Origin of the sequence: Marinococcus luteus (genome assembly GCF_034497705.1) — a bacterium.
GTDB classification, from domain to species: Bacteria; Bacillota; Bacilli; order Bacillales; family Marinococcaceae; genus Marinococcus; species Marinococcus luteus_A.
The window spans coordinates 101,479-121,415 of the sequence record NZ_JAXRUV010000004.1; the positions used below are offsets into that span (position 1 = coordinate 101,479).

The following is a 19,937-nucleotide window of genomic DNA, read 5'->3' on the forward strand; positions in this document are numbered from 1 at the left end:
TTTTTCTCTGCTATTCCCCTGTTATGTAGAGGAGATTCCGTTTCCTACTGGAAACAGAAACGCCTCATTAAATTTTTAGCGGACCATAATAACTATTTTACCACGAGCACGTCCTTCTTCGCTCTCTCTATGTGCTGCCCGCAGACCTTTTTCTGAAAATTTGTGCTTGCTGTTAATTTCCACGCGCAAAGCACCTTTATTATAAAGCGATGTTAAGCGCCGGAGCTTTTCGCCTTCTTCCTGCAGCCATACAAACCCGGCAGTAATACCGGCTTCTTCAGCTTTTTCCTGGGAAGGGGGGGCAGCAACCGAGGCAAATCTTCCACCGGTGCGAAGCACGCGGAAGCTTTCCTCATGGACACTTTCTCCCACTGCATCTAATACCATATCATAGTCCGAAAGTATATCCACTACATTTTCTTCTTCATAATTGATCGCTACATCCGCACCCATTTGCTTTAAAAACTCCTGGTTTTTGCCGCTTGCTGTGGCTGCTACATAGGCTCCCATGTCTTTAGCCACCTGTATCGCAAAATGGCCGACACCGCCGGAGCCACCCTGAATAAGCACTTTACTGCCTTCAGTGATTTCTCCAAATTCGAGCAAACACTGCTGGGCGGTCATTCCGGCGAGCGGGATCCCGGCTGCCTCTTCATAGGACATAGGCTCAGGAATGGCTACTAACAGATCTTCATCCACTATTGTCTGTTCTGCATAAGTACCGCGTGCCGTTAATTTTGGCCGCGCAAACACTCTGTCACCTGGCCCAAAGGCAGTGACATCTTTTCCTGCTGAGCGGACGACACCTGCCACGTCCCATCCTAAAATGATAGGAAATTCGAAAGGAATGTCATCTTTCATGTATCCTTCCCGCAGCTTCCAGTCAATTGGGTTGATGGAAGTGGCATACACATCCACGAGCACCTGTCTGTCCCCGGGTGTTTGCGTTTCCATTTCTTTTTCCACAAGTTGTTCAGCACTTCCGTATTGTTCAATGACAATTGCTTTCATTATGAGCCTCCTCTCCTATATTCCTCATACCTTTTACTCCTTTAAATGAAACACGTAATAAAATGACCACTGCGTCTAAGAGCGCAGCGGTCAGGGAACAGGATATGTGAATATTTTTTAGTGGGACGCTGCCCGTCTGCGAACAAGTAAAAGAGCTCCCAGTCTGGCTACTACTGTGCCCGCTAAAGCCCAGGCTGGCTGATTTGTAGCTGTCTTCGGCATTTCGCCGCCTTCTTCTGCAGATTCTTCATTCATATTATCATCAGAAGCTTCTGTGGAAGCAGCCTCTTCTTCAGTAGTCGTTTCTTCTGTATTGCCTTCTTCGGAGGAAGAGGATTCTTCTTCTGTCACGTCTTCTTCAGTGGTAGAAGTCGTATCTTCTGAAGTGTCAGCGGAGGAACTGTCATCTGCAGTTTCCGTTGTTCCATCGTTATTGGAGACTGCAGCGTCAAATTCACTTTCCATGCCTTCCGTCAAATTTTCACACGGCAAGTTATCGTTGTCTGCGTCTAAGTTATGTGGGTCATCATTTGGTCCGTAATTATTGTCTTCCCAAAAGGCCAAAACTTCTTCCCCATCACTAAAATCCGAACAGTTTTCATCGTCTGCTGATACGGGGGCAGTGATGCCCAATGAAATTACTCCTGCGCCGAATAGACTTACCAACCATTTTTTCGACACACAAATTCCTCCTCGTTTAAGTACATATACCTATTCCCCTACTTTTATCTTAGGCAATAATTTGTAAAATAACAATATTTTTTTGCATTATATGTAAATTAAATTTACATATAATGCAAAAATCCCCCTGTATACTTTTTATACAAGAGGAATTTCTTTTTATTATTTAGTTACTCCGCGAGAACTTCTTTCACTGGCTCCAGTGCGGCTAGAAGCTCTTCATCAACCTCCGGAAACGCTCTTGTCCAATGCAGAAAACCGTGGATCATACCTTCTGCCCGTCGCAGGCTTACCTGCCCGCCAGCCTGGTCAATAGCTTTGGCGAATGCCTCTCCTTCGTCACGAAGCACATCGTTTTCGGCAGTAACGATATGAGTAGGCGGAAGCTCCCCAAGGCGTTCAAAAACAAGCGGAGCGAGATATGGATCCTCTTCATCTTCTCCATCAGCATACTGTTCCATAAACCATTCCAGATCCCGAAGCGGCAGACCGTATCCTCCAGCAAACATATCCACCGAAGGAAAATCGTGCTCCCCGCTGACGCTTGGATAAAAAAGCAGCAACGAAGCCACCTTCGGGCCGTTTTCTTCCAGCGCTCGTATAGCGGTCACAGCTGCCAGGTTGCCGCCCGCGCTGTCTCCGGCCAGAGCGGTCCTTTCTGTGTCCAGCTGGTGCGGCTCCGCATTTTCCATCAGCCATAGCAGCGCATTGTACGCATCCTCCGGCGCTGCCGGAAAAGGATGCTCAGGCGCAAGCCGGTAATCCACGCTCACGACTGCACAATCCGACTCTTTGGCGATGGCACGGCAGATGTGGTCGTGTGTTCCAATATTCCCAATCACAAATCCGCCGCCGTGATAGTAAACTATGGTGGGGTAGCGGTCCATCTCGGTATCCGGATAATAAATTCGGAGCGGTATTTCCCCGTATTCTCCGGTAGTCATTATATCCCGGATGCCTCCGGCTTCATCGACGTTAACGTGGGACGTAATAACGTCGATGCTGTCATTGAACTGGCCCCGGGCTTCGACCGGCGTCAGCTCGTGCATCTGCATCATGCTTTCCTGTTCTTCTAAAATTGCCTGCAGTTCTTCATGCACAGCCATTTTATCTGCCCCGCTTACTCATTTGCTGCATGGATGGCGTGCTTTTCATTCAGTTCGTTGTAATCAAGCTGAAGCAGCTGCAGCCAATCCTGCACGTATTTTTTGGCATTATCCCGTTCGAACTGTTCCCATTCATTTTCGAGCCCGAATTCTTCCACTTGTTTTTCGAAAGATAAAAAACGGTCCTCTTGTTCCAGTGCTTTTTTAAGGGACTCCTCTTTATCATCCGCCTGCTTCGAGGCAAAGTCCTGCATCAGCCGTGTACTTTCTGCTTTCGTAATCGTCGGGATAGCCACAAGATTCGCGCTTTCCTCCGAACTCCAGGAAAGCGGCGTATCCTCTGATACTGTTTCGACAAATACCAGTCCGAGCTTTTTATCCAAAACGAACATAAACTCATCAAACTGCTGCAGGTATGCTTCTACTAAATCATCCATCAATGCCATATTATTCGTGCCCCTTTTTCTTGATTTCAATTCTTTCCATTAATTTCGCTTTTACCTCCGGCCATTCCTCTTTTATAATGCTGTAAACAGCCGCATTGCGCACACGTCCATCCGGCAGCTTACGCTCATTACGAAGAATGCCTTCTTCAAAAGCTCCCAGCTTCTGAATTGCTTTCCTGGCAGCTTTGTTCTGTTCATCTGTTTTAAACTGTACACGAACAACCCCCAGGGTTTCAAACGCATATGTGAGAAGTAAATATTTGCACTCCGTATTTACGCCGGTGGAACGCACCCTTTCACTATAATACGTAGATCCAATCTCTGCTGTTTTCCGCTGCGGGGAAATATCGTAAAGCCTGGTCGATCCGACAATGGCGCCGTCTCTTTTGCGCTTCACAACAAACGGCACCGTATCTCCCTGCTGATACAGCTCCAGAGCTTCTTCGACGATCATTTTCATATCGTGTTTATTATGCATCTTTCTCGTCATGTATGTCCAATTGGAAGGCTCTGAGGCGATTTCAAACAATGAGTCTGTATGTTTTTCCTCCAGCAATTCCAAATCAAACTGCTCTCCTGTTAACCGCAATGTATTAGCTCCATTTCCTCTAATCGGATGTGTTTATCATATCACTCCAGGCCTTAAGCCAAAAGTAAAAAGCAGCACCTCCCGGGATGCTGCTTACTGTGTTACTGCCCGGACAGCACTCTGCTTTTCAAAGCCCCGGTTCCGGAATGCTTTTTTCTCTTTCGGGGTAAAAGCATTGTATTCTTTAAGGAAAGCTTCATATTGTTTTAAAATTTCGGAGGCTTCTCCTTCAGCTTTCACTTCTCCAAATTCAAGCCATAGTATTTTGTTGCAGAATTCTTTCATCTGCGTCAGCGAATGGCTGACAAAAAACATCGTTTTCCCGCGCTGCTTAAATTCGTGCATTTTATCCAGGCATTTTTGCGCAAAGGCTTTGTCCCCTACGGATAAAGCTTCATCTACAATAAAAATATCCGGATTTACTGTGATCGATATTGCGAAGCCAAGCCTTGACTTCATACCGCTCGAATATGACTTTACCGGCTGGTCAATGAACTGCTCAAGCTCGGAAAACTCGATTATATCCGGCTCCATTTCCCGGATCTTTCGCTTGGAAAATCCGAGCATCAAGCATTTCAGCTCGATATTTTCCCGTCCGGAGAGCTTTCCATTCAGTCCCGTGGAAACAGAGATCATCGCAGCTTCCCCATTCGTCTTTACCGATCCCTTCGTTGGCGGAATGGTCCCGGAAATAATATTGGAAAGAGTTGATTTTCCGGAACCGTTGACTCCTACGAGTCCAATGATATCCCCTTTGTCAGCTTTAAACGAAACATTATGCAGAGCATAAAACTCTTCCCCGTAGCTTTTTGGCAGAAGCAGGTCCTTCAGCCGTTCAGCATGCGTATCATACAGCTTATATTTTTTTGAAACATTTTTGACTACGACGGATTTTTTCATTTGTTCTCCCCCGTCTCTATCCTCATTGTGTGATTTATAAAACTATCCGCACTAGCCGGTTTACAGAAAATCCACAAAGTGCCGGCGGAAGCGCACGTGCAATACAGCTCCAATACTGAAAAGCACAAAAACCAACGCCCAGAAATAAAGGGTGTAGCTGGCATTTGTAATGAAGTACCATTCCCCGTAAAAAAAGCTTGCCCGGTACCCTTCCACCAGGTAGTACATCGGGTTGATTTTCATCACAGGAATCAGCCAGTCGGGCAGCCGGTTATCCATCGGCCACAGTATCGGAGTCAAATACAAAAACACCCGGATGGAAGATTGAATAAATACTTGAAAATCCCGGACAATTACCGTAAGCGTAGAGGTGATCATAACCACACTGAGCACAAGCAGAATAGCTGCCAGCAGAAAATACGGAATTTGAAGATAATACAAGCTGATCGGATGTCCGGCAAACTGCATGTAAACAATCGTAATCGCAAGCAGCGCCAAATGTGGAAAGAGCCTTGAGATCACCACGTAGGCTGGAATAATGCTCGTCGGAAAATTCATTTTGGAAATCATTTTTATCTTTGAAAAAATAGCTTTTGACCCGTTGGTTACCCCGGGCTGGATAAAAAACCACAGAATAATGCCCGCAAGCATCCAGGTCAGAAAAGGAATGCCATCTACGTCGCTCCGCTGGCGGATCCCATAGCCAAAAGCAAACCAATAAATGGCGATAAACAGAAGCGGACTGATAATTTCCCAGAAGGAGCCAAGGTAATTACTTTTGTTTTTAATTTTTGTTTCATATACCGCCAGCCGGTTGATCAGCGGAATGCTCGTCCATAATTCTTTCGCTACGGTTCGTACTGCATTCATATTGTTTCCCTCTTTTATCCTCTGCCCAACTAATTAATTTGCGTTGAACACTTTTTCCACCACACGCTTGGCTGCGTAGCCGTCTTCCCACTGATTGAACTGTTCTTCAAAATCAGCAACCTCTTTATGATAACGTTCCCGAATGGTATCGCTGTTTTTCACTTCTTCGATGATTTCTTCAGTGTTCATCACAAGCGGGCCCGGGGCTTCCTGCTCAAAGTCAAAATAGAACCCGCGCAGCTTATCCCGGTAGCTGTCGATGTCATACGTATAAAATATCATCGGACGCTTTAAAATGCCATAATCAAACATCACAGAGGAATAATCTGTAATCAGCACATCGCTGACCACGTAAAGGTCCCGGATGTCCTCATACGCAGAAGCATCAATCGCAAAATCCTCGTACCCGGTAACATCCAGATGATCAGACACGAGGTAGTGCAGACGCAGAAGCAGTACGTATTCATCTCCGAGGCGCCTGCGCATTTCCTCCAGATCCATCGAAAGGGTAAACTTGTATTTCCCAATAAAATAGTATTCATTGTCCCGCCACGTTGGAGCATACAGGATAACCTTTTTGTCTTCCGGAATACCGAGAGCTTCCTTGACCTGCAAGGCGTCTGAATGTGAATAATGATGAAGATAATCGTTTCTCGGATAACCGGTTTCAAGCAGATTATGCTTGAATTCGAATGCCCTCCGGAAAATCTGGGCGGAATAAGGATTCGGGGCTACAAGATAGTCCCAGCGCCCGGCTTCATACAGGAAGTTCCTTTTATATTTTTCCGTCGTCGTGCCCGGCATCGTCACTTCATTCATATCTTTGGCGAGTTTTTTAAGCGGCGTGCCGTGCCACGTTTGAATATACACTGTTTTGTCCGGCTTCGGAATCCATTTCGGCAGCCGGCTGTTAAACACCCAGTACCTGGCGCGCATCAAAACAATAAACCAACGGAAAGAGAAGCGTTTGATTGTCTTCAGGCCCCGTTCATCAAAAAGCTCCTTATACCGGTGGTCAATGCTCCAGTAAAACCGCAGCTTGGGATAATCCTGCTGCATTTGTTCATAAATCGCACGCGGGTTACAGCTATACTGTTTACCAAAAAAGCTTTCAAAAACAATAATGTTTTCATTTTTTGGAAGCTTTCCGAGCACTGAAAGGACCGCTTTATAGAAGTTTTTGCCGTTACGCAGCCTTTTAATTTTTTTCCATCGTTTCGTTACCCGTTTTTTCGCATTTTTCCATGAGCGCTTAAATTTCTTTTTGTATTTTTTCGTCCATTTCTTTTTTGCCATTATCGTCCCTCAATTTTTTAAAAGTTCGTATTTTGGATGCTTTGCAGCGCATCTTGTTCCATTCTATCAAAAAAGAGCTTAACAAAAACGACAAACTTACAAAACAGGTTTAAGTTTTTGTAAATCATTGTTAATTTTGATGGCAACAAAAAAAGGGAGAGAACATCTCTCCCTCCCCGGCTGCTCAGGTTCTCCGCTTAGGCAGGCGAAGCCTCTTTGAGTGAAGATTAATAGTTTACGAGCAGTAATTCTTTTTTGATTTTCGTCGTCGAGATGTCAGCAGTACGCGGCAGATAAACCACTTCACAGTATGGGCGGAGGAAATCGAATTTTCCGTGCCAGTCGTCACCCATTACAAAGGTAGTAATATCGTGATCGAGTACGTCGTCGATTTTCTGCTCCCAGTTTTCTTCCGGGATGACTTCATCTACATAGCGAACCGCTTCCAAAATCAGCTTACGCTGTTCATACGTGTAGTATGCTTTTTTGGATTTCAAGTCATTGAATTCGTCTGTCGATATTGCTACCACCAGATAATCTCCAAGCTCTTTAGCTCTGCGAAGAAGATTAATGTGCCCCCAATGCAGCAAGTCGAACGTTCCGTAAGTCAATACTTTTTTCATAGTAGTGCCCCCCTATATTCCGTTAATTTTACTCTGTATTTTATTCTTCTACACAAATAATTTTCTCAACAAATTCTTCATTAAAAATTTACATTTATCAACTTGACGCGTTAATTGTAACACATATACCCTGCCAAACATGTCGTCTAATCATGGGAAGTGGGATGAACTTTCTATAAAACTATGTGATAACTGTGACAAGCTTCACATCTTTTCACACATTTAAAGATATTTCAATATAGTTTATGGGCTGCTGCATACCACAAAAAACGGAGCAGAATGGTCCTGCCCCGTCATTTGTTTTCTTCTTCAAGCTCTGCTGCAGCCCGGAAAATGCGCGCAGCATTCTGCTTATCTGAATGGCTGAAAATCATTTCCCTGTTTTCGCTTACTGCTTTCTTTTCAGTCCAGCCGCGCTTCAAATGACGCCGCAGGCTTTTCAAAAGCTCTTCTTCCGAATGAACAACATCTCCAAGAAAAGTCTCTTCAAGCGGCCGGAGACTCCCACCCTGGAAAAATCGTTTCGTATCGAAATGATAATAGATGACCGGCTTCTGCATATACGTAAAATCAAATGAGACGCTCGAGTAATCAGTGATCATCAGCATACTTTCCTTCAACAGCTGCTGGACCGCTTTTTTACCCAGTTTGACTACTTCGATTTTATCACTGTTAATTTTATCGAAAGCGTCCGTGTACTGCTGCATCCGGTAGTGCGGATAAAACTGCAGCACCACGTCATTTTTCTCTAAAAACCGGTGCAGCTTCGGATTTTCCAGAAAGCTTTTGTACCGGCGGTAATATTCCGATTCCAAAAAGGTTTCTTTGGAATGCAGCCACTCCCTCCAGGTCGGAATAAAAATAATTTTCCGCTCCGGAGGCGGCCCCTCAAGTAGATTATCAAACCGTGAAAGTCCCGTCACCTGTACGGTCTCTTCATCATAGTGCATCTTTTTCATAACCATTTTCTTTTCACTTTTCGAGCTGACGCAAAACAAATGAAACGGATATTTATAGTATTCCCGGTTGTATTCCACACGCTTTCGTCCAAGCACGCCGTGCTGCAGAAAGACACGCAGGCCGCTCCGGTAGGATTCCATTAACGGTCCCTTAAACGGAAGAAAATAATCAATGTCATGCGAACCGAAAAAGGCTGTCGCTCGCAGACAAACATCCACGTGCTCATCGCTTCCAATAATCAGAACGTTCCCAAGCTTTTCCACGGCTTCACGGTCCATGGAATCTTCCTCGATCGCATAGTACACCGCCATTTCCGGGTGAACGGTCCGGCAGTATTTGAAAAAATGATACCCTGTATCCTGCGCCGTATCCGGACGTTCCCCGACAACCCACACAGCAGGCTTTTTCCCGGCTCTTTGCATTCTAGCGTTTTCTTCCCGGAGCTTTAGGAAATGCTTACGTGGATACGTTGTTGTCTCTATTTTCACATTTCCGCGCGGCGTGTAGGTCACATACCAGGAAACCGCTCGATCTCCTTCTTCAAGCACCCAGGAATGCAGGATTTCATCTTTATAATAGATAAAATCTTTTTTTCCAAGCTTTCGTTCGTGCATGAATTCACCAGCATGCAGACGGATATGCATATCCAGCACTGCCTTATCACCGTGAAGCGAGCGGAGATCTTCAAAGGCCGCTTCCGCTTCGAATTGCACCCAGTTATCTTTCAGGTACTGGTTTTTGATGGAAAAGTGATGCTCGTCTTCCGTTTCCCGGTTTTTTACCACTACAGTAATCCGCTGTCTTGGCCGCAGGTTACGTGTCAATGTTGTAAAACGGGCCTGCCCTTCAATAATGAATTTCCCGTTTTTTACCTTCATTGATGTAATGTCCTTGGCAATGTCGATTTCATCTATAGAGAAGGCTACCCGTTTACTTGTCGTCCGATAAAACTGGTGACGGTAGATCTTGTCCTGGTGGTACCATTCGAGCTTCGTGTTTTTCACCAGGTTCCTGCTGTTGGAACGCAGCCGGTAATCAATCTCCTCTCCATTTCTGGTGACACGCAGGTAAAGATCCGAACGCCCGAGCCGGTAGGGGTGATTTCCTCTCCCGGCTTTATTTTTAAATAAATCTCTCACTTCTCCGTGAAAAACGTATTGCGCCTGTTTGGAATGCAGCTTATACACGTGAACCGGCACGGAGGCTTCTTCATTGGTGTCTCTGTTTTTCCATACAAGCTCCCAGGTGTCCGGAACGTAGCGATTCCAGTAAAGCGTGCCCCGGAAATGAATGGTTCCCTGTTCATAGCTTGCCCGGACCGTATACAATTTGACGTTTTCTGTCTGAATCATAACCGAAGCGGAAAAATTCTGGGTACGGTAAAGCCGGAAGCTGACAGCCCCTTTTTCATAATGAGGAGCATACCATTTGGATGCTTTCGCCATATCCTTGGCCGGCATATGAAGACGATGACGCCATAACGGCTTCTCACTGGCATCTGCGATATAAAAATCCCATACACCTGTAAAATGACTTGAAGCCTCAAGCTTTACAGTCGACGACCACCATTTATGATTCTTCCATTCCACGGGATAGTAATATTTTTTTGGCTCTCCACGCTTTTTCAGAATCAATTGAAGCTTTGACGGCCAGCCGTTTGCTTCAAGCAGATGCTTTGAAGCCGTGCCAAGTAGTATCCAGCCGTGATCCACTGCTTCTACATCCATCAGATATGCAGGGAAGAGCTTCACTTTTTTTCCCGACGGCCTGGTAACTTTCAGTTCCAGGTTGTTAAATTTATTAATCACCGGCCTGAACAAACAGCCTTTTTCATTTACACTAATTGTCCCCTTCTGCAGCCAGGTCGTCCCGCTCCTTCCAGTTTTCAGACGATAACGAATTCCTTCCCGCCGGTTCGCAAGCACCGCATAGCCGACCGCTTTAAAAGGAATATCAGCTGCCAGCTTTTCAAGCAGTACGTAGGGCACATAGCCTTCAAATGTTGAAAAGCTTCGCCCGTTTCTCGTGTCAGACGCAAAAAAACGAAGCGGCACCCTGATCCGGTTTTCCCATTCCGGTCCTCCTGCCCATTCGATAAAAGAGTACTCCTCTTCAATTCGCTTTGGCAGCCGGTCATTTCCAATTTCAATGCGGATTGTTATACCATGGTCGTCTCCAAGCCATTCCTTCGTCCGGCAGCTGTACTGTTTTTCCTTCCACGGGGACTGTCTTTTCTTTAACTGCTGCACCGGTGTCCGGTAATGCGTTTTTATCGCTGGTGCCTTCATCTCGACGCTCTCCTCTGTTGTCAAACTCTTTTCACTATGTAAAATGCGGACGCTCTGAAAGGTCCGCATTACGTTTCATATTAGTATAGCATATGCGTATTATCAGCTTCTATACGAGAATGGACGCGTGTATGTTTCGGCCAGTCGGGCTCTCCAGGCAAAATCATCCTCCGCATGGTCATGGCGCCTTGGGAGCCATTTTTTCCCGATAATCATCGTTTCCGGCCGTTCCTTTGTATACTGTTTCCATTCCGGTATGTTTCCATGCCCGGGATCTCCTTCCCTGGCAAACCGAACCCAGGCATCCTGCATCCGGCGGGTGAGGCCCGGGCTTTCATTTATGCCCAAAAGCGTCCGGTTCCGGAGCGAAAAAGCTGTTTTAACCGTATTAAACAAATACCCGAGCTCCAGTCCGTGGCAGGCCTTCAGCCAGCGGGCTTCCACACTGAAACGGTATTGATACACTTTCCCTCCTGCCCGGGAATACAGCTCGCTGAGTTCTGTATGATATAGACGAAACGCCCGGTCTGTAAACATCTGCATAAAAATCTGCGAGCGGCTCCATTTCGGGTATCTTTTCTTATAGTCATGATAAACAGCCATCGTTGTTTCTTCCGACATATGTTCGTATTTCCGAAGATAAAACAGTACATACGTATCCACCGATTTTTTCTGGCGCAGCTCTGGAATCAGCAGCTTGAAAAAATGCATTTCGTTGTCATTGGAGCCGTGAAGCAGCTGCACCTTTCCCGCGCTTTCCTGAATCGCCCGACCTACGTCAAACGGAATAATTTCTCCATCTGGTGTGGGCGCAAACACTCTGGAGCCGTTATACGGTCCGTTGGAGGTGAAATTTTTGTTCACGAACGACACCGTGGTTTTTACAAGGTTTTCTGCCGGAGTGGTGCAGATGTCATTCATGGAATGAAGGCCGAGCTTGTAAATAAGCTGATCCGAAATATTCACCGCATCCTCCACCGAACGCGCAAGTCCGGTGATCACTCCGCTTTGGGCGATGACCTTCTGAAAAAGCCCACGGGCGGCAGGGGCCGCGAGCAGGGCCGTTACACTGATGCTGCCGGCTGACTCTCCAAAGATGGTGACGTTGTCTGGGTCTCCGCCAAAGCTTTCAATATTTTCCTGGACCCAGCGGAGTGCTTCCATTTGGTCCAACAGGCCGAGATTTTTCATATAGGCCTGTTCCGGTCCGCAAATGTTTTCTGCATCCAAAAAGCCAAACATCCCCAGCCGGTAATTAATACTCACCATCACCACCTCTCCCCGGACAGCCAACGATTTTCCGTCATACAGGACCTCCCGGTTCGATCCACTGTTAAAGCCGCCGCCGTGAATAAACACCATCACCGGCCGGCGGTGCACCGGTTCTTCGTCCGGTCTCCAGATGTTTACATGCAGACAGTCCTCCGCTTCCGTACCCTTTCGGAGGCCTTCCACGGTCTGCGGGCAGGCGGGACCATAATCCAGAGCACTGTATACTTCTTTGGATTCGCCTAAACGCTGCGGCCTTTTAAACCGCTCCGCTTCTGCATATTTTATTCCGAGATATTCCTGAACTTGTTTGTATAAACGGCCTTCATATATTCCTCCGGGTGCATGCAGCCGGACAGTTCCTTTTGATTTTTTCATTTTATCCTCCATAAATACAAAGCGTTATATTTATTTTTTAGTAAGAACATATGTATATTTTAATTCTTCCTGGTATTAGTCGACGGAACACAGAGCAGGTTACGTATAAGCAGCTACATATTTTTACAAATTTTTACTTATCATTATGATATTCATATTTACAGGTGTTCTTTTTACTATACAAACAATAAAAAAACTGCAATACCCCGGAGTCGGGGACTGCAGTTTTCAGTTATCAGTTTTTAACGTCGGGATTGCTAACTTTTGTATCACGTTTATTCATTACGTAAAGAACACCTAAGACGATGATGACAACAATACTGAACAATGCAAGCACACCGTAGCCTTCCCCTAAAAATCCGGCCCTGTAAACGAGTGAGCCAAAAACGCCCCCGAGCGCCGGCGCCGCTACCGGAATCCAGGCATATGGCCAGTTGGAATCCCTTTTGCCCGCAATAGGCAGCAGGGCGTGAGCAATACGAGGCCCCAAATCCCTGGCCGGGTTGATGGCGTAGCCTGTGGTGCCGCCGAGCGACAGCCCGATCGCCCCTACAAGAAAACCGACAATAAGCGGGTTCAGGCCATCCGTGAACTCATTTGCGCCTATGCTGTTTAATACGAGTAAAAATACAGCGGTCGCGATAAACTCACTTAAAAAGTTTGCAAACCGGTTCGGAATCGCCGGATCTGTTGAAAATGCCGCCAGCTTTACATCAGCATTATCTGTTTCCTTCCAGTGCCCGAGAAAATGCCAGTATACAACAGCTGCGCCGAGCCCTGCTCCTATAATTTGAGAAACGATATAGCCTGGCACCTGCGCCCATTCAAACGCCCCAATTGAGGCGAAGCCAAGAGTAACGGCTGGATTCAAATGCGCGCCGGAAAACTGCCCGACGGCGTAGACCCCCATCGCCACGGCGAACGCCCACCCGAGCGCTATAACAATCCATCCTCCCCCCTCAGCTTTCGATTTGTTTAAGTTAACGTTTGCGACCACACCGCCGCCAAAAATAATAAGTATCATCGTACCAATAACTTCCGCTAAATATATCGACATCTTTCCAGCTCCCTTGTAAGCGTTTGTAATTGCAGACATAAGTATCGACAGCCGTTTCCTTTCCTTAAAACGACTAAAAAACCGCACACTCCGCTCCTTCTTGAGCATTTAAGTGTGCGGCTTTCATTCGACTCAGCCCGATATATTAACTTAGAAAAACTGTAGCACGAAAAGAAAACGCTGTCAATTTGATTTGGAGCACAGAATTTCATTTATCCTCTTTTTCCTGACTGGCTCCTTTCATAAAAAAAGCGGCTGACCGTTAATTGCATGGTCAGCCGACTGTACACCTTTGTATTTATTTTTTATCTTTCGAATTATTTTTCCCTTCATTTTCCTGCTCGGCAGAATTTCTGCTTCCCTGCCACTGCTCCTTCTGGTCAGCTGTGTTGCCAGTGTCCTCCCCTTCCATATCAGCGACGGAGGCGTCTTCCACTTTTTCCACCCGTCCTTCCTGTTCTTCCTCTTCTTCCTGTTCACTTGTGTAGCCGGTCATATCCGGATCATCGGAAGGCGTCTGGGAAGTACTGTGCTCACTTACCGCTTCCCACGTATCTTCTTTATCAAAAGCTACATTTTCTTCCGTTTTTTCACGCTCCGGCCCGGGATTGACTACATCCTCTTCTACGGGATGATCCTGGGCAGGCTTATCACTGCCTGCATGGTCTACACAGCGCGTTGTTTCCGGCACAATTTCCAGACGTTCATATGGAATTTCTCTGCCGCAGACCTCACACTTGCCGTAATTGCCGTTTTCCATTACCTCAAGAGCATGGTCAATGTTTTCAAGCTGTTCACGGGCCTGATTATTTAATGCTGCGTCCTTTTCCATTTCATGCAGCTCCGTACCCTGGTCGCCCGGGTGGTTGCTGTACTCGGAAAGTTCACCGATCGTTTCTGTATTGTTGTTGGCGTTTCCTGTTTCTTCCGCTTCAATTTTTTCTTTATTTTCTTCTTTCATTTCCAAAAGCTGTTCTTTTAACGCTTTTTCCTGTTCTGCCGTAATCATTTGTATCCCTCCAGTTTTGTCTACTCTCTCTTTACCCAATTAGCACGTATATTGAAAATGCTTTTTTCTTTAAAAGCGTTCATACAAAATAAGCCGGAAAAAATAAAGGCTTCCCTCCGGCTTTAAAATCAACCGTGATTGCTTAACACCTTTTCCCCGGGTTCACTGATGTGTAAACACCGGGTTTCTCTTAAAATTTATCAACTGCTTCCATCTTCTGTTTTCACCATTCCGTAGACTGCCTGATTGACATAACCACCGGCAAGGCGCTCTGAGTCCTTTAGTATTCCTTCCAGTTGAAATCCCAGCTTCTCCGGCACTGCTCTGCTTTTTATATTTCCTTCAGCGCAGCGGATTTCCACCCGGTGCAGCTCCATTTCGTCGAAGGCATAGTTCGCAATAGCTTCTACCGCATGAGTCATGATGCCTTTTCCTTCGTATTCCTTCCCAAGCCAATAGCCAAGGCTTGTTTTTTTGTTTCCCCAGTCCACTTCATGGTAGTTAATAACACCGACAAGAACGCCTTCAAACCGTATACCGGCTCGAAATCCGCCTCCAGCTGCCGCCTGCTCAAGCGCCCTTTCAATGTTTGCAGCAGTATCCTCGACCGACTGGACGCTGTCTACCCAGTTCATCCATTCTTTTAGATGCCCGCGATTTTTATCAATGAGGGCAAACAGCTCTCCCGCGTGCTCTTTTTGAAGCAGCATCAGTTCCAGACGATCGTTAATTTTATACGAAAACATAGAATGTCTCCTTTTACTCCATAATCAGCATGTCCTGCTCGTCAAATTTCCAGAATTCTGCGTACGCCGTTTCCCAAAGGTGGCCATCTGGATCCTTAAAATACCCGCTGTAGCCTCCCCAAAACACCCATTCTGGTTCTTTTACAATCTTGCCCCCAGCCTCGGCTGCCTGCTTTATGACGAAGTCCACCTCTTCGGCGGACTTCGCATTGTACGAAAGCGTCACCCTCGAAAACCCCTGGGCCGCTTCCTCCATTTTTTCACCAATTTCCTCCGCCAGCTCCTTTAACGAATAAAGAGCCAGCCTGGTGCCTTTGTTGTTAAAAAATACAATATTCGGTCCGTCTTCAGCTGCAGCAGCTTCAAAACCGAGCCCCTCCCGGTAAAATTTCCTGGAAGCAGCAACATCCCTGACACCAAGTGTAATAAGATTAATTCTATCCACAGCTTTAGCCTCCCTTATAGAAATCCCACGTACAATAGATACTTTAATTGTTATTTCGCCGGAGATTTTTGTTTTCCTTTTTCATTTTCCAGGAATTACTGGTCAGGTAGTTCCGGCTATGCTGGGCGTTTCACCCTTCATTTAAATGGGAACGGTCCATTACAATCAGGATTATTATAAGGAGGCAGACAATTCATGAGTAAAACAATATTTATTACCGGTGCCGGCACCGGCCTTGGAAAGGGCACAGCGATTGGCCTGGCTAAAAAAGGCCACCGTGTGATTGCTGCAGTCGAAATTATGGCGCAGATTACAAGTCTACGGGAGGAAGCAGAAGCAGCGGGGGTGGACCTCGAAGTGATTAAGCTCGACATTACCAATAAGCGCGATCAGCAATTGATTGCTGACTATGACTATGACATTTTCGTCGCAAACGCAGCCATCGGGGAAGGTGGCCCAATTGCTGAAATACCGGTTGACCGTGTTCGCGAAATTTATGAAACCAATGTATTCAGCACGCTTGAAAATGCTCAGATTGCTGCTAAAAAATTCGTACAAAAAGGCCGGGGCAAAATAATTTTTCTCAGCTCTATCGTCGGCGTGGTGGCGATGCCTTATTTGGCCCCGTACGGCTCTACTAAACACGCTATCGAGTCCATTGCAAAGTCTATGAAAGCAGAGCTTGAAGAATTCAATGTCCAGGTGGCCACCATTAACCCCGGCCCGTATGAAACCGGTTTTAATGACCGGATGTTCGAAGAAAAGTGGAAATGGTACGACCCGGAAAAAAACTTCACTCCAGAAAAATCAATCAGCGAAATGGAGCAAATGCTTGACAGCCAGTTTGACCCTGACGATATGATTAGCAAGATGGTTGAAGTCATCGAAGCCGATCATCATGCCTTCCGTACGGCTCATCCGCAGGATACCGAGGATCAGATGAAGCAGGAGGAACAGCAGAACTGGGACGCCCAAATATAAAAAATAAACCGGCCGCGGGCCGGTTTATTTTACGTTCTTATCCATATGAAGGAATTTCATACCGGTATCTACCTGTCCATACAAATACTGTCCTGAAAAGTCTTCCCCTTTCAGCCAGCGATAGAAGTCAATTTTGTAGGGCTCCCGGTCACCACCAAGCGCGAACCATGCTTTTTGTTCCTTCAGCAGGTACCCAGAGGTATGAATCGTGCCAGCCCAGCTGTGATAATTATCCGAAAACACCCCGCCTTCAGTATTATTCAGCAGCCTGTACGCCTCTTCTGCGGAAGGACGCACCTCCCTTTTTTGTTCCATGACTGACTGCCGGGCTTTCGAATCCACTAAATAATGACGGTTTTCTTCCGGCATTTTTTCAAAGTGATTCGTACATGTCAGGTCCTCCCTGGCGATAACTCCGCGCGGCGAAGCCTCCACTACTTTGGAAACACCCTTCGTGTCCTGAACCACGTAGCTGAACGAGTGACGGTGCGGAATTTCTTTCAGCATATCGACCGCCTCCTCGACCGATGCACATACCTCGAGGATTAAGCGGCCGATCATGGAACAAATAAATCCGTCTCCCGGCTTTTTCCGGTGCATAAAATTGTAGCCCATCGCAAGCTGTTTTTCGTTCATGCCGTCCATCCGGCCGGTTACCCGCTGCGAAGGGCCTATCATCGCATAGCCATGACCCGCCGGCTGAAACAATGTGTATCTGCCCTCATAGGTTTTTGGGTGATAGTCGTAATTACGCACCAGATAATTGTCTCCGGTCATAATAGAGCAGCCCGATTTAGGTATCTCAAGACGATAGCCGGAAAAATGCATAATGATTTTTTCCATGCTCCATTTCAAACCATCCTGCAGCCCTTCAAGCTCCTCCCAGATACTCGGGGCCACTTTCATGAGCGCCCCTTTCGTTTCCCCTATGTCCACCTGAAACCGCGGCTTTCTTATTTTCCATTGCTTATCCCGGTTTTCAACGGATAATGACCCGGCAAGAAGTTCTCCCTGGTATTTGCCAAATTCGTAATGGGTGCCGCGAAACTGCACCACGCTGCTGTATATCTCTTTCACATTGTCACCTTCAATGAATGGTTATTTACCCCGGCCCCTGCATGAGAATCGGTTCCACAAAATGAAAAACCGCCTGGACCCAGGCGGCTTAGCGATGCTTTTCCCGGTACTCCTGCTCGAGTATGCTCATCATCACGGCGTGATAATACTGGTGGTCATAGTAACGACACTCGCGCTTCATCCCTTCGTGCACAAATCCAAGCTTTTCATATACATGAATCGCCCGGGTGTTAAACGAAAAAACTTCAAGTTCAATACGGTGGAAATTCAGTTTCCCGAACCCGTATTCAAGCATCAGCTTTGTTGCTTCAGTGCCGAAGCGCTGGCCGATATAGTCGTCAAATATAACCATCTGAAATCTCGCCTGCCGGCTCGCCGGTGTGTCGATATCAATAAACGAAGTATCCCCGATTAATTGATCGTTTCCCTGCATGAAAATGCCGAGACGGACGTCTGCATGGGCATCGGTGCCTTCGATATAACGCTCCACATCCTCCAGGGTGTATATACGGTTTGTGCCGGTAAACTGGCGGGCGATGTGATTATTATTAAACGCTTCGTACAATGCCGGTATTTCTTCTTTCGTGTATGGACGCAGGTACAACTGCTCTCCTTCAATTGCTTTTACTAATGGCTGCATATCTATCCCCCGTTTATTCTCTATTATCCTGGTATACGATCATCGCGCTGAAATAAAAGAAGTTCATTGCAAACTGGATATCCGTGACTTCGATGCCTGCATCGTCCAAAAAGGCGTTCACCTTCTTGTCGAGTCCTTTATCGCTTATGGCGTAAAACGTTTTTATTCTCACGTCTCTCCTCCTCAGCATTTCCTATTATCTATTGTACCAAAAGCAGGTATGATAAAAGGAGAACAGGAGGGAAAAATATGGAACGAATTTATTACGGTGAGCACTCTGAACAGTTTGGAGACCTTCGCCTCCCCGAGGGAGAAGGTCCTTTTCCTTTAGCAATAGTTATTCACGGCGGTTTTTGGCGAACACCCTTCGGTCTCGATATTATTCAGGACGTAGCCGAGGATTTGACCCGGGAAGGCGTTGCCACATGGAACATTGAATACCGGCGCGTTGGTCACGAGGGCGGTGGTTGGCCGGGAACGTTTAACGACGTCGGCAGGGCCGCTGATTACGTGCGGGAACTTGCAGCCCTTCATCCCATTGACATTCGACGGGTGTTTACCATTGGACATTCCGCAGGAGGACAGCTTGCCTTATGGCTCGCTGCCAGGCCATCCCTGCCGGCTACCAGCGAATTATCCCACTTCGCTGACCCGCTATCCATATATGGAGCGGTAAGTCTCGCCGGGGTGCTTGATTTACACCTCATGCACGAGATACATGACTACCGCAACAAAATCACAAATGCCCAGGAACCCATCGACCCCGTCGCAGATCTGCTCGGGGGCTCCCCGGACGAATTTCCTGAGCGCTATACTGAAACATCACCGTTTGATCTAATCCCTATCGATGTCCCCCAAATACTTGTGCACGGAGCGCTCGACGTGAACGTGCCGGTCGGCATCAGTGCGCAGTATCACCAGGCGGCCAAAATCGGCTATCGGTCCATACGGTATCTCGAACTCCCGGACGCGGAGCATTTTATGCTTACCGATATACAAACCGATGCCTGGAGCCTGATTAAAGAAGAAATCCATGAGATGCTTTCTCTATAAAAGAACCGCGAAAATAATTTACTATTATTTTCGCGGTTCTTTTGACGCTTCACTGCACCTTTTCAGTCCCTTCAGTATATCCTTAGCCAGTTTATTCGTCAGCGGACGCGCGAGTGTATCAACCAGCCGTCCAATACGATTTTTTTGGCGGGAGTCATACGTTTGCGTGACAGCTGTCCAGGACGACTTCTCTGTTAATTCATAGGCTACGGCAATGTTCATCTGCTTGAGAGTTAACTCGTAGCTGAAAATCGCCGGCTCCTCCACGATCAGATTTTTCCCTTGGAATACATAAGTAGAGCCTCCCGCCTTTTGGCTCTGAGTAAACAATGCTTCTTCTTTTTTCGGATCATGCTCATATGTAATATCGATAATTTCCGGACTCCACTCTGACCGCTTCTTTGGATCTGTTAAACAATCGTATACTGTCTGTCTGGATGCCTTTATCAGGATCTCATGCTTCATTTTATTCCTCCTTTATACTTTTAATAGTAAAAAACCGGCGGAGTCGC

21 protein-coding genes are annotated in these 19,937 nt (G+C 46.6%); 2 read left to right on the plus strand and 19 right to left on the minus strand.

Annotated elements, in window-relative coordinates; translation table 11 throughout:
• Window positions 1-75: 75 nt before the first annotated feature.
• The 15 genes from Q9M42_RS08410 to Q9M42_RS08480 form a co-directional block, all read right to left on the minus strand.
• Window positions 76-1,011: an NADP-dependent oxidoreductase gene (locus tag Q9M42_RS08410; protein WP_322526041.1), complete on the minus strand. Its 936-nt coding sequence runs from the start codon at window positions 1,009-1,011 to the stop codon at window positions 76-78.
• Window positions 1,012-1,128: 117 nt separating this feature from the next.
• On the minus strand, window positions 1,129-1,692 hold the full coding sequence (locus tag Q9M42_RS08415; protein ID WP_322526042.1) for a hypothetical protein: 564 nt from the start codon (window positions 1,690-1,692) through the stop codon (window positions 1,129-1,131).
• Window positions 1,693-1,862: 170 nt separating this feature from the next.
• Window positions 1,863-2,798 (minus strand): alpha/beta hydrolase, encoded by a 936-nt coding sequence (locus tag Q9M42_RS08420; protein ID WP_322526043.1) that lies wholly within the window; start codon window positions 2,796-2,798, stop codon window positions 1,863-1,865.
• Window positions 2,799-2,812: 14 nt separating this feature from the next.
• Complete coding sequence (locus Q9M42_RS08425; protein WP_322526044.1) at window positions 2,813-3,244, minus strand: UPF0158 family protein; 432 nt, start codon at window positions 3,242-3,244, stop codon at window positions 2,813-2,815.
• 1 nt (window position 3,245) lies between these two features.
• Window positions 3,246-3,833: a GNAT family N-acetyltransferase gene (locus tag Q9M42_RS08430; RefSeq protein ID WP_322526045.1), complete on the minus strand. Its 588-nt coding sequence runs from the start codon at window positions 3,831-3,833 to the stop codon at window positions 3,246-3,248.
• 93 nt (window positions 3,834-3,926) lie between these two features.
• Window positions 3,927-4,733, minus strand: coding sequence for a teichoic acids export ABC transporter ATP-binding subunit TagH (gene tagH, locus Q9M42_RS08435; RefSeq protein ID WP_322526046.1), 807 nt, complete (start codon window positions 4,731-4,733; stop codon window positions 3,927-3,929).
• Window positions 4,734-4,793: 60 nt separating this feature from the next.
• Window positions 4,794-5,603 carry an ABC transporter permease gene (locus Q9M42_RS08440; protein ID WP_322526047.1) on the minus strand — a complete coding sequence of 270 codons (810 nt, stop codon included), beginning with the start codon at window positions 5,601-5,603 and terminating at the stop codon, window positions 4,794-4,796.
• Between the two features lie 33 nt (window positions 5,604-5,636).
• Complete coding sequence (locus Q9M42_RS08445; RefSeq protein ID WP_322526048.1) at window positions 5,637-6,899, minus strand: CDP-glycerol glycerophosphotransferase family protein; 1,263 nt, start codon at window positions 6,897-6,899, stop codon at window positions 5,637-5,639.
• Between the two features lie 227 nt (window positions 6,900-7,126).
• Entirely contained in the window at window positions 7,127-7,522 is a 396-nt protein-coding gene (gene tagD / locus Q9M42_RS08450) for a glycerol-3-phosphate cytidylyltransferase (RefSeq protein ID WP_022793663.1), read from the minus strand.
• 293 nt (window positions 7,523-7,815) lie between these two features.
• Window positions 7,816-10,770 (minus strand): CDP-glycerol glycerophosphotransferase family protein, encoded by a 2,955-nt coding sequence (locus Q9M42_RS08455; protein ID WP_322526049.1) that lies wholly within the window; start codon window positions 10,768-10,770, stop codon window positions 7,816-7,818.
• A gap of 102 nt (window positions 10,771-10,872) precedes the next feature.
• Entirely contained in the window at window positions 10,873-12,417 is a 1,545-nt protein-coding gene (locus Q9M42_RS08460; protein WP_322526050.1) for a carboxylesterase/lipase family protein, read from the minus strand.
• 235 nt (window positions 12,418-12,652) lie between these two features.
• Window positions 12,653-13,474, minus strand: coding sequence for an MIP/aquaporin family protein (locus tag Q9M42_RS08465; RefSeq protein ID WP_322526051.1), 822 nt, complete (start codon window positions 13,472-13,474; stop codon window positions 12,653-12,655).
• Window positions 13,475-13,772: 298 nt separating this feature from the next.
• Window positions 13,773-14,483, minus strand: coding sequence for a TraR/DksA C4-type zinc finger protein (locus tag Q9M42_RS08470; protein ID WP_322526052.1), 711 nt, complete (start codon window positions 14,481-14,483; stop codon window positions 13,773-13,775).
• A gap of 200 nt (window positions 14,484-14,683) precedes the next feature.
• Window positions 14,684-15,229: a GNAT family N-acetyltransferase gene (locus Q9M42_RS08475; RefSeq protein ID WP_322526053.1), complete on the minus strand. Its 546-nt coding sequence runs from the start codon at window positions 15,227-15,229 to the stop codon at window positions 14,684-14,686.
• Between the two features lie 13 nt (window positions 15,230-15,242).
• Window positions 15,243-15,674, minus strand: coding sequence for a VOC family protein (locus Q9M42_RS08480; protein WP_322526054.1), 432 nt, complete (start codon window positions 15,672-15,674; stop codon window positions 15,243-15,245).
• Between the two features lie 195 nt (window positions 15,675-15,869).
• On the opposite strand from Q9M42_RS08480, the gene Q9M42_RS08485 reads away from it, so the two are divergent.
• Window positions 15,870-16,655, plus strand: a complete 786-nt coding sequence (locus Q9M42_RS08485) for an SDR family oxidoreductase (protein ID WP_322526055.1) — start codon at window positions 15,870-15,872, stop codon at window positions 16,653-16,655.
• A gap of 24 nt (window positions 16,656-16,679) precedes the next feature.
• Here the strand turns inward: Q9M42_RS08485 and Q9M42_RS08490 are convergent, their stop codons facing one another.
• The 3 genes from Q9M42_RS08490 to Q9M42_RS08500 all read right to left on the minus strand — a co-directional run bounded on the left by Q9M42_RS08490 (window position 16,680) and on the right by Q9M42_RS08500 (window position 18,544).
• Complete coding sequence (locus Q9M42_RS08490; RefSeq protein ID WP_322526056.1) at window positions 16,680-17,732, minus strand: C45 family peptidase; 1,053 nt, start codon at window positions 17,730-17,732, stop codon at window positions 16,680-16,682.
• An 88-nt stretch (window positions 17,733-17,820) separates the two neighbouring features.
• Entirely contained in the window at window positions 17,821-18,372 is a 552-nt protein-coding gene (locus Q9M42_RS08495; protein WP_322526057.1) for a GNAT family N-acetyltransferase, read from the minus strand.
• A 13-nt stretch (window positions 18,373-18,385) separates the two neighbouring features.
• On the minus strand, window positions 18,386-18,544 hold the full coding sequence (locus Q9M42_RS08500) for a hypothetical protein (RefSeq protein ID WP_322526058.1): 159 nt from the start codon (window positions 18,542-18,544) through the stop codon (window positions 18,386-18,388).
• Window positions 18,545-18,621: 77 nt separating this feature from the next.
• On the opposite strand from Q9M42_RS08500, the gene Q9M42_RS08505 reads away from it, so the two are divergent.
• A complete protein-coding gene (locus tag Q9M42_RS08505) occupies window positions 18,622-19,425 on the plus strand; it encodes an alpha/beta hydrolase family protein (protein ID WP_322526059.1) in 804 nt (267 codons plus the stop codon).
• Window positions 19,426-19,449: 24 nt separating this feature from the next.
• Here Q9M42_RS08505 and Q9M42_RS08510 read toward each other — a convergent pair whose 3' ends face one another.
• The gene (locus tag Q9M42_RS08510) at window positions 19,450-19,890 is read right to left on the minus strand and encodes an SRPBCC family protein (RefSeq protein WP_322526060.1); all 441 of its coding nucleotides are present in this window, start codon (window positions 19,888-19,890) and stop codon (window positions 19,450-19,452) included.
• Window positions 19,891-19,937: the final 47 nt, after the last annotated feature.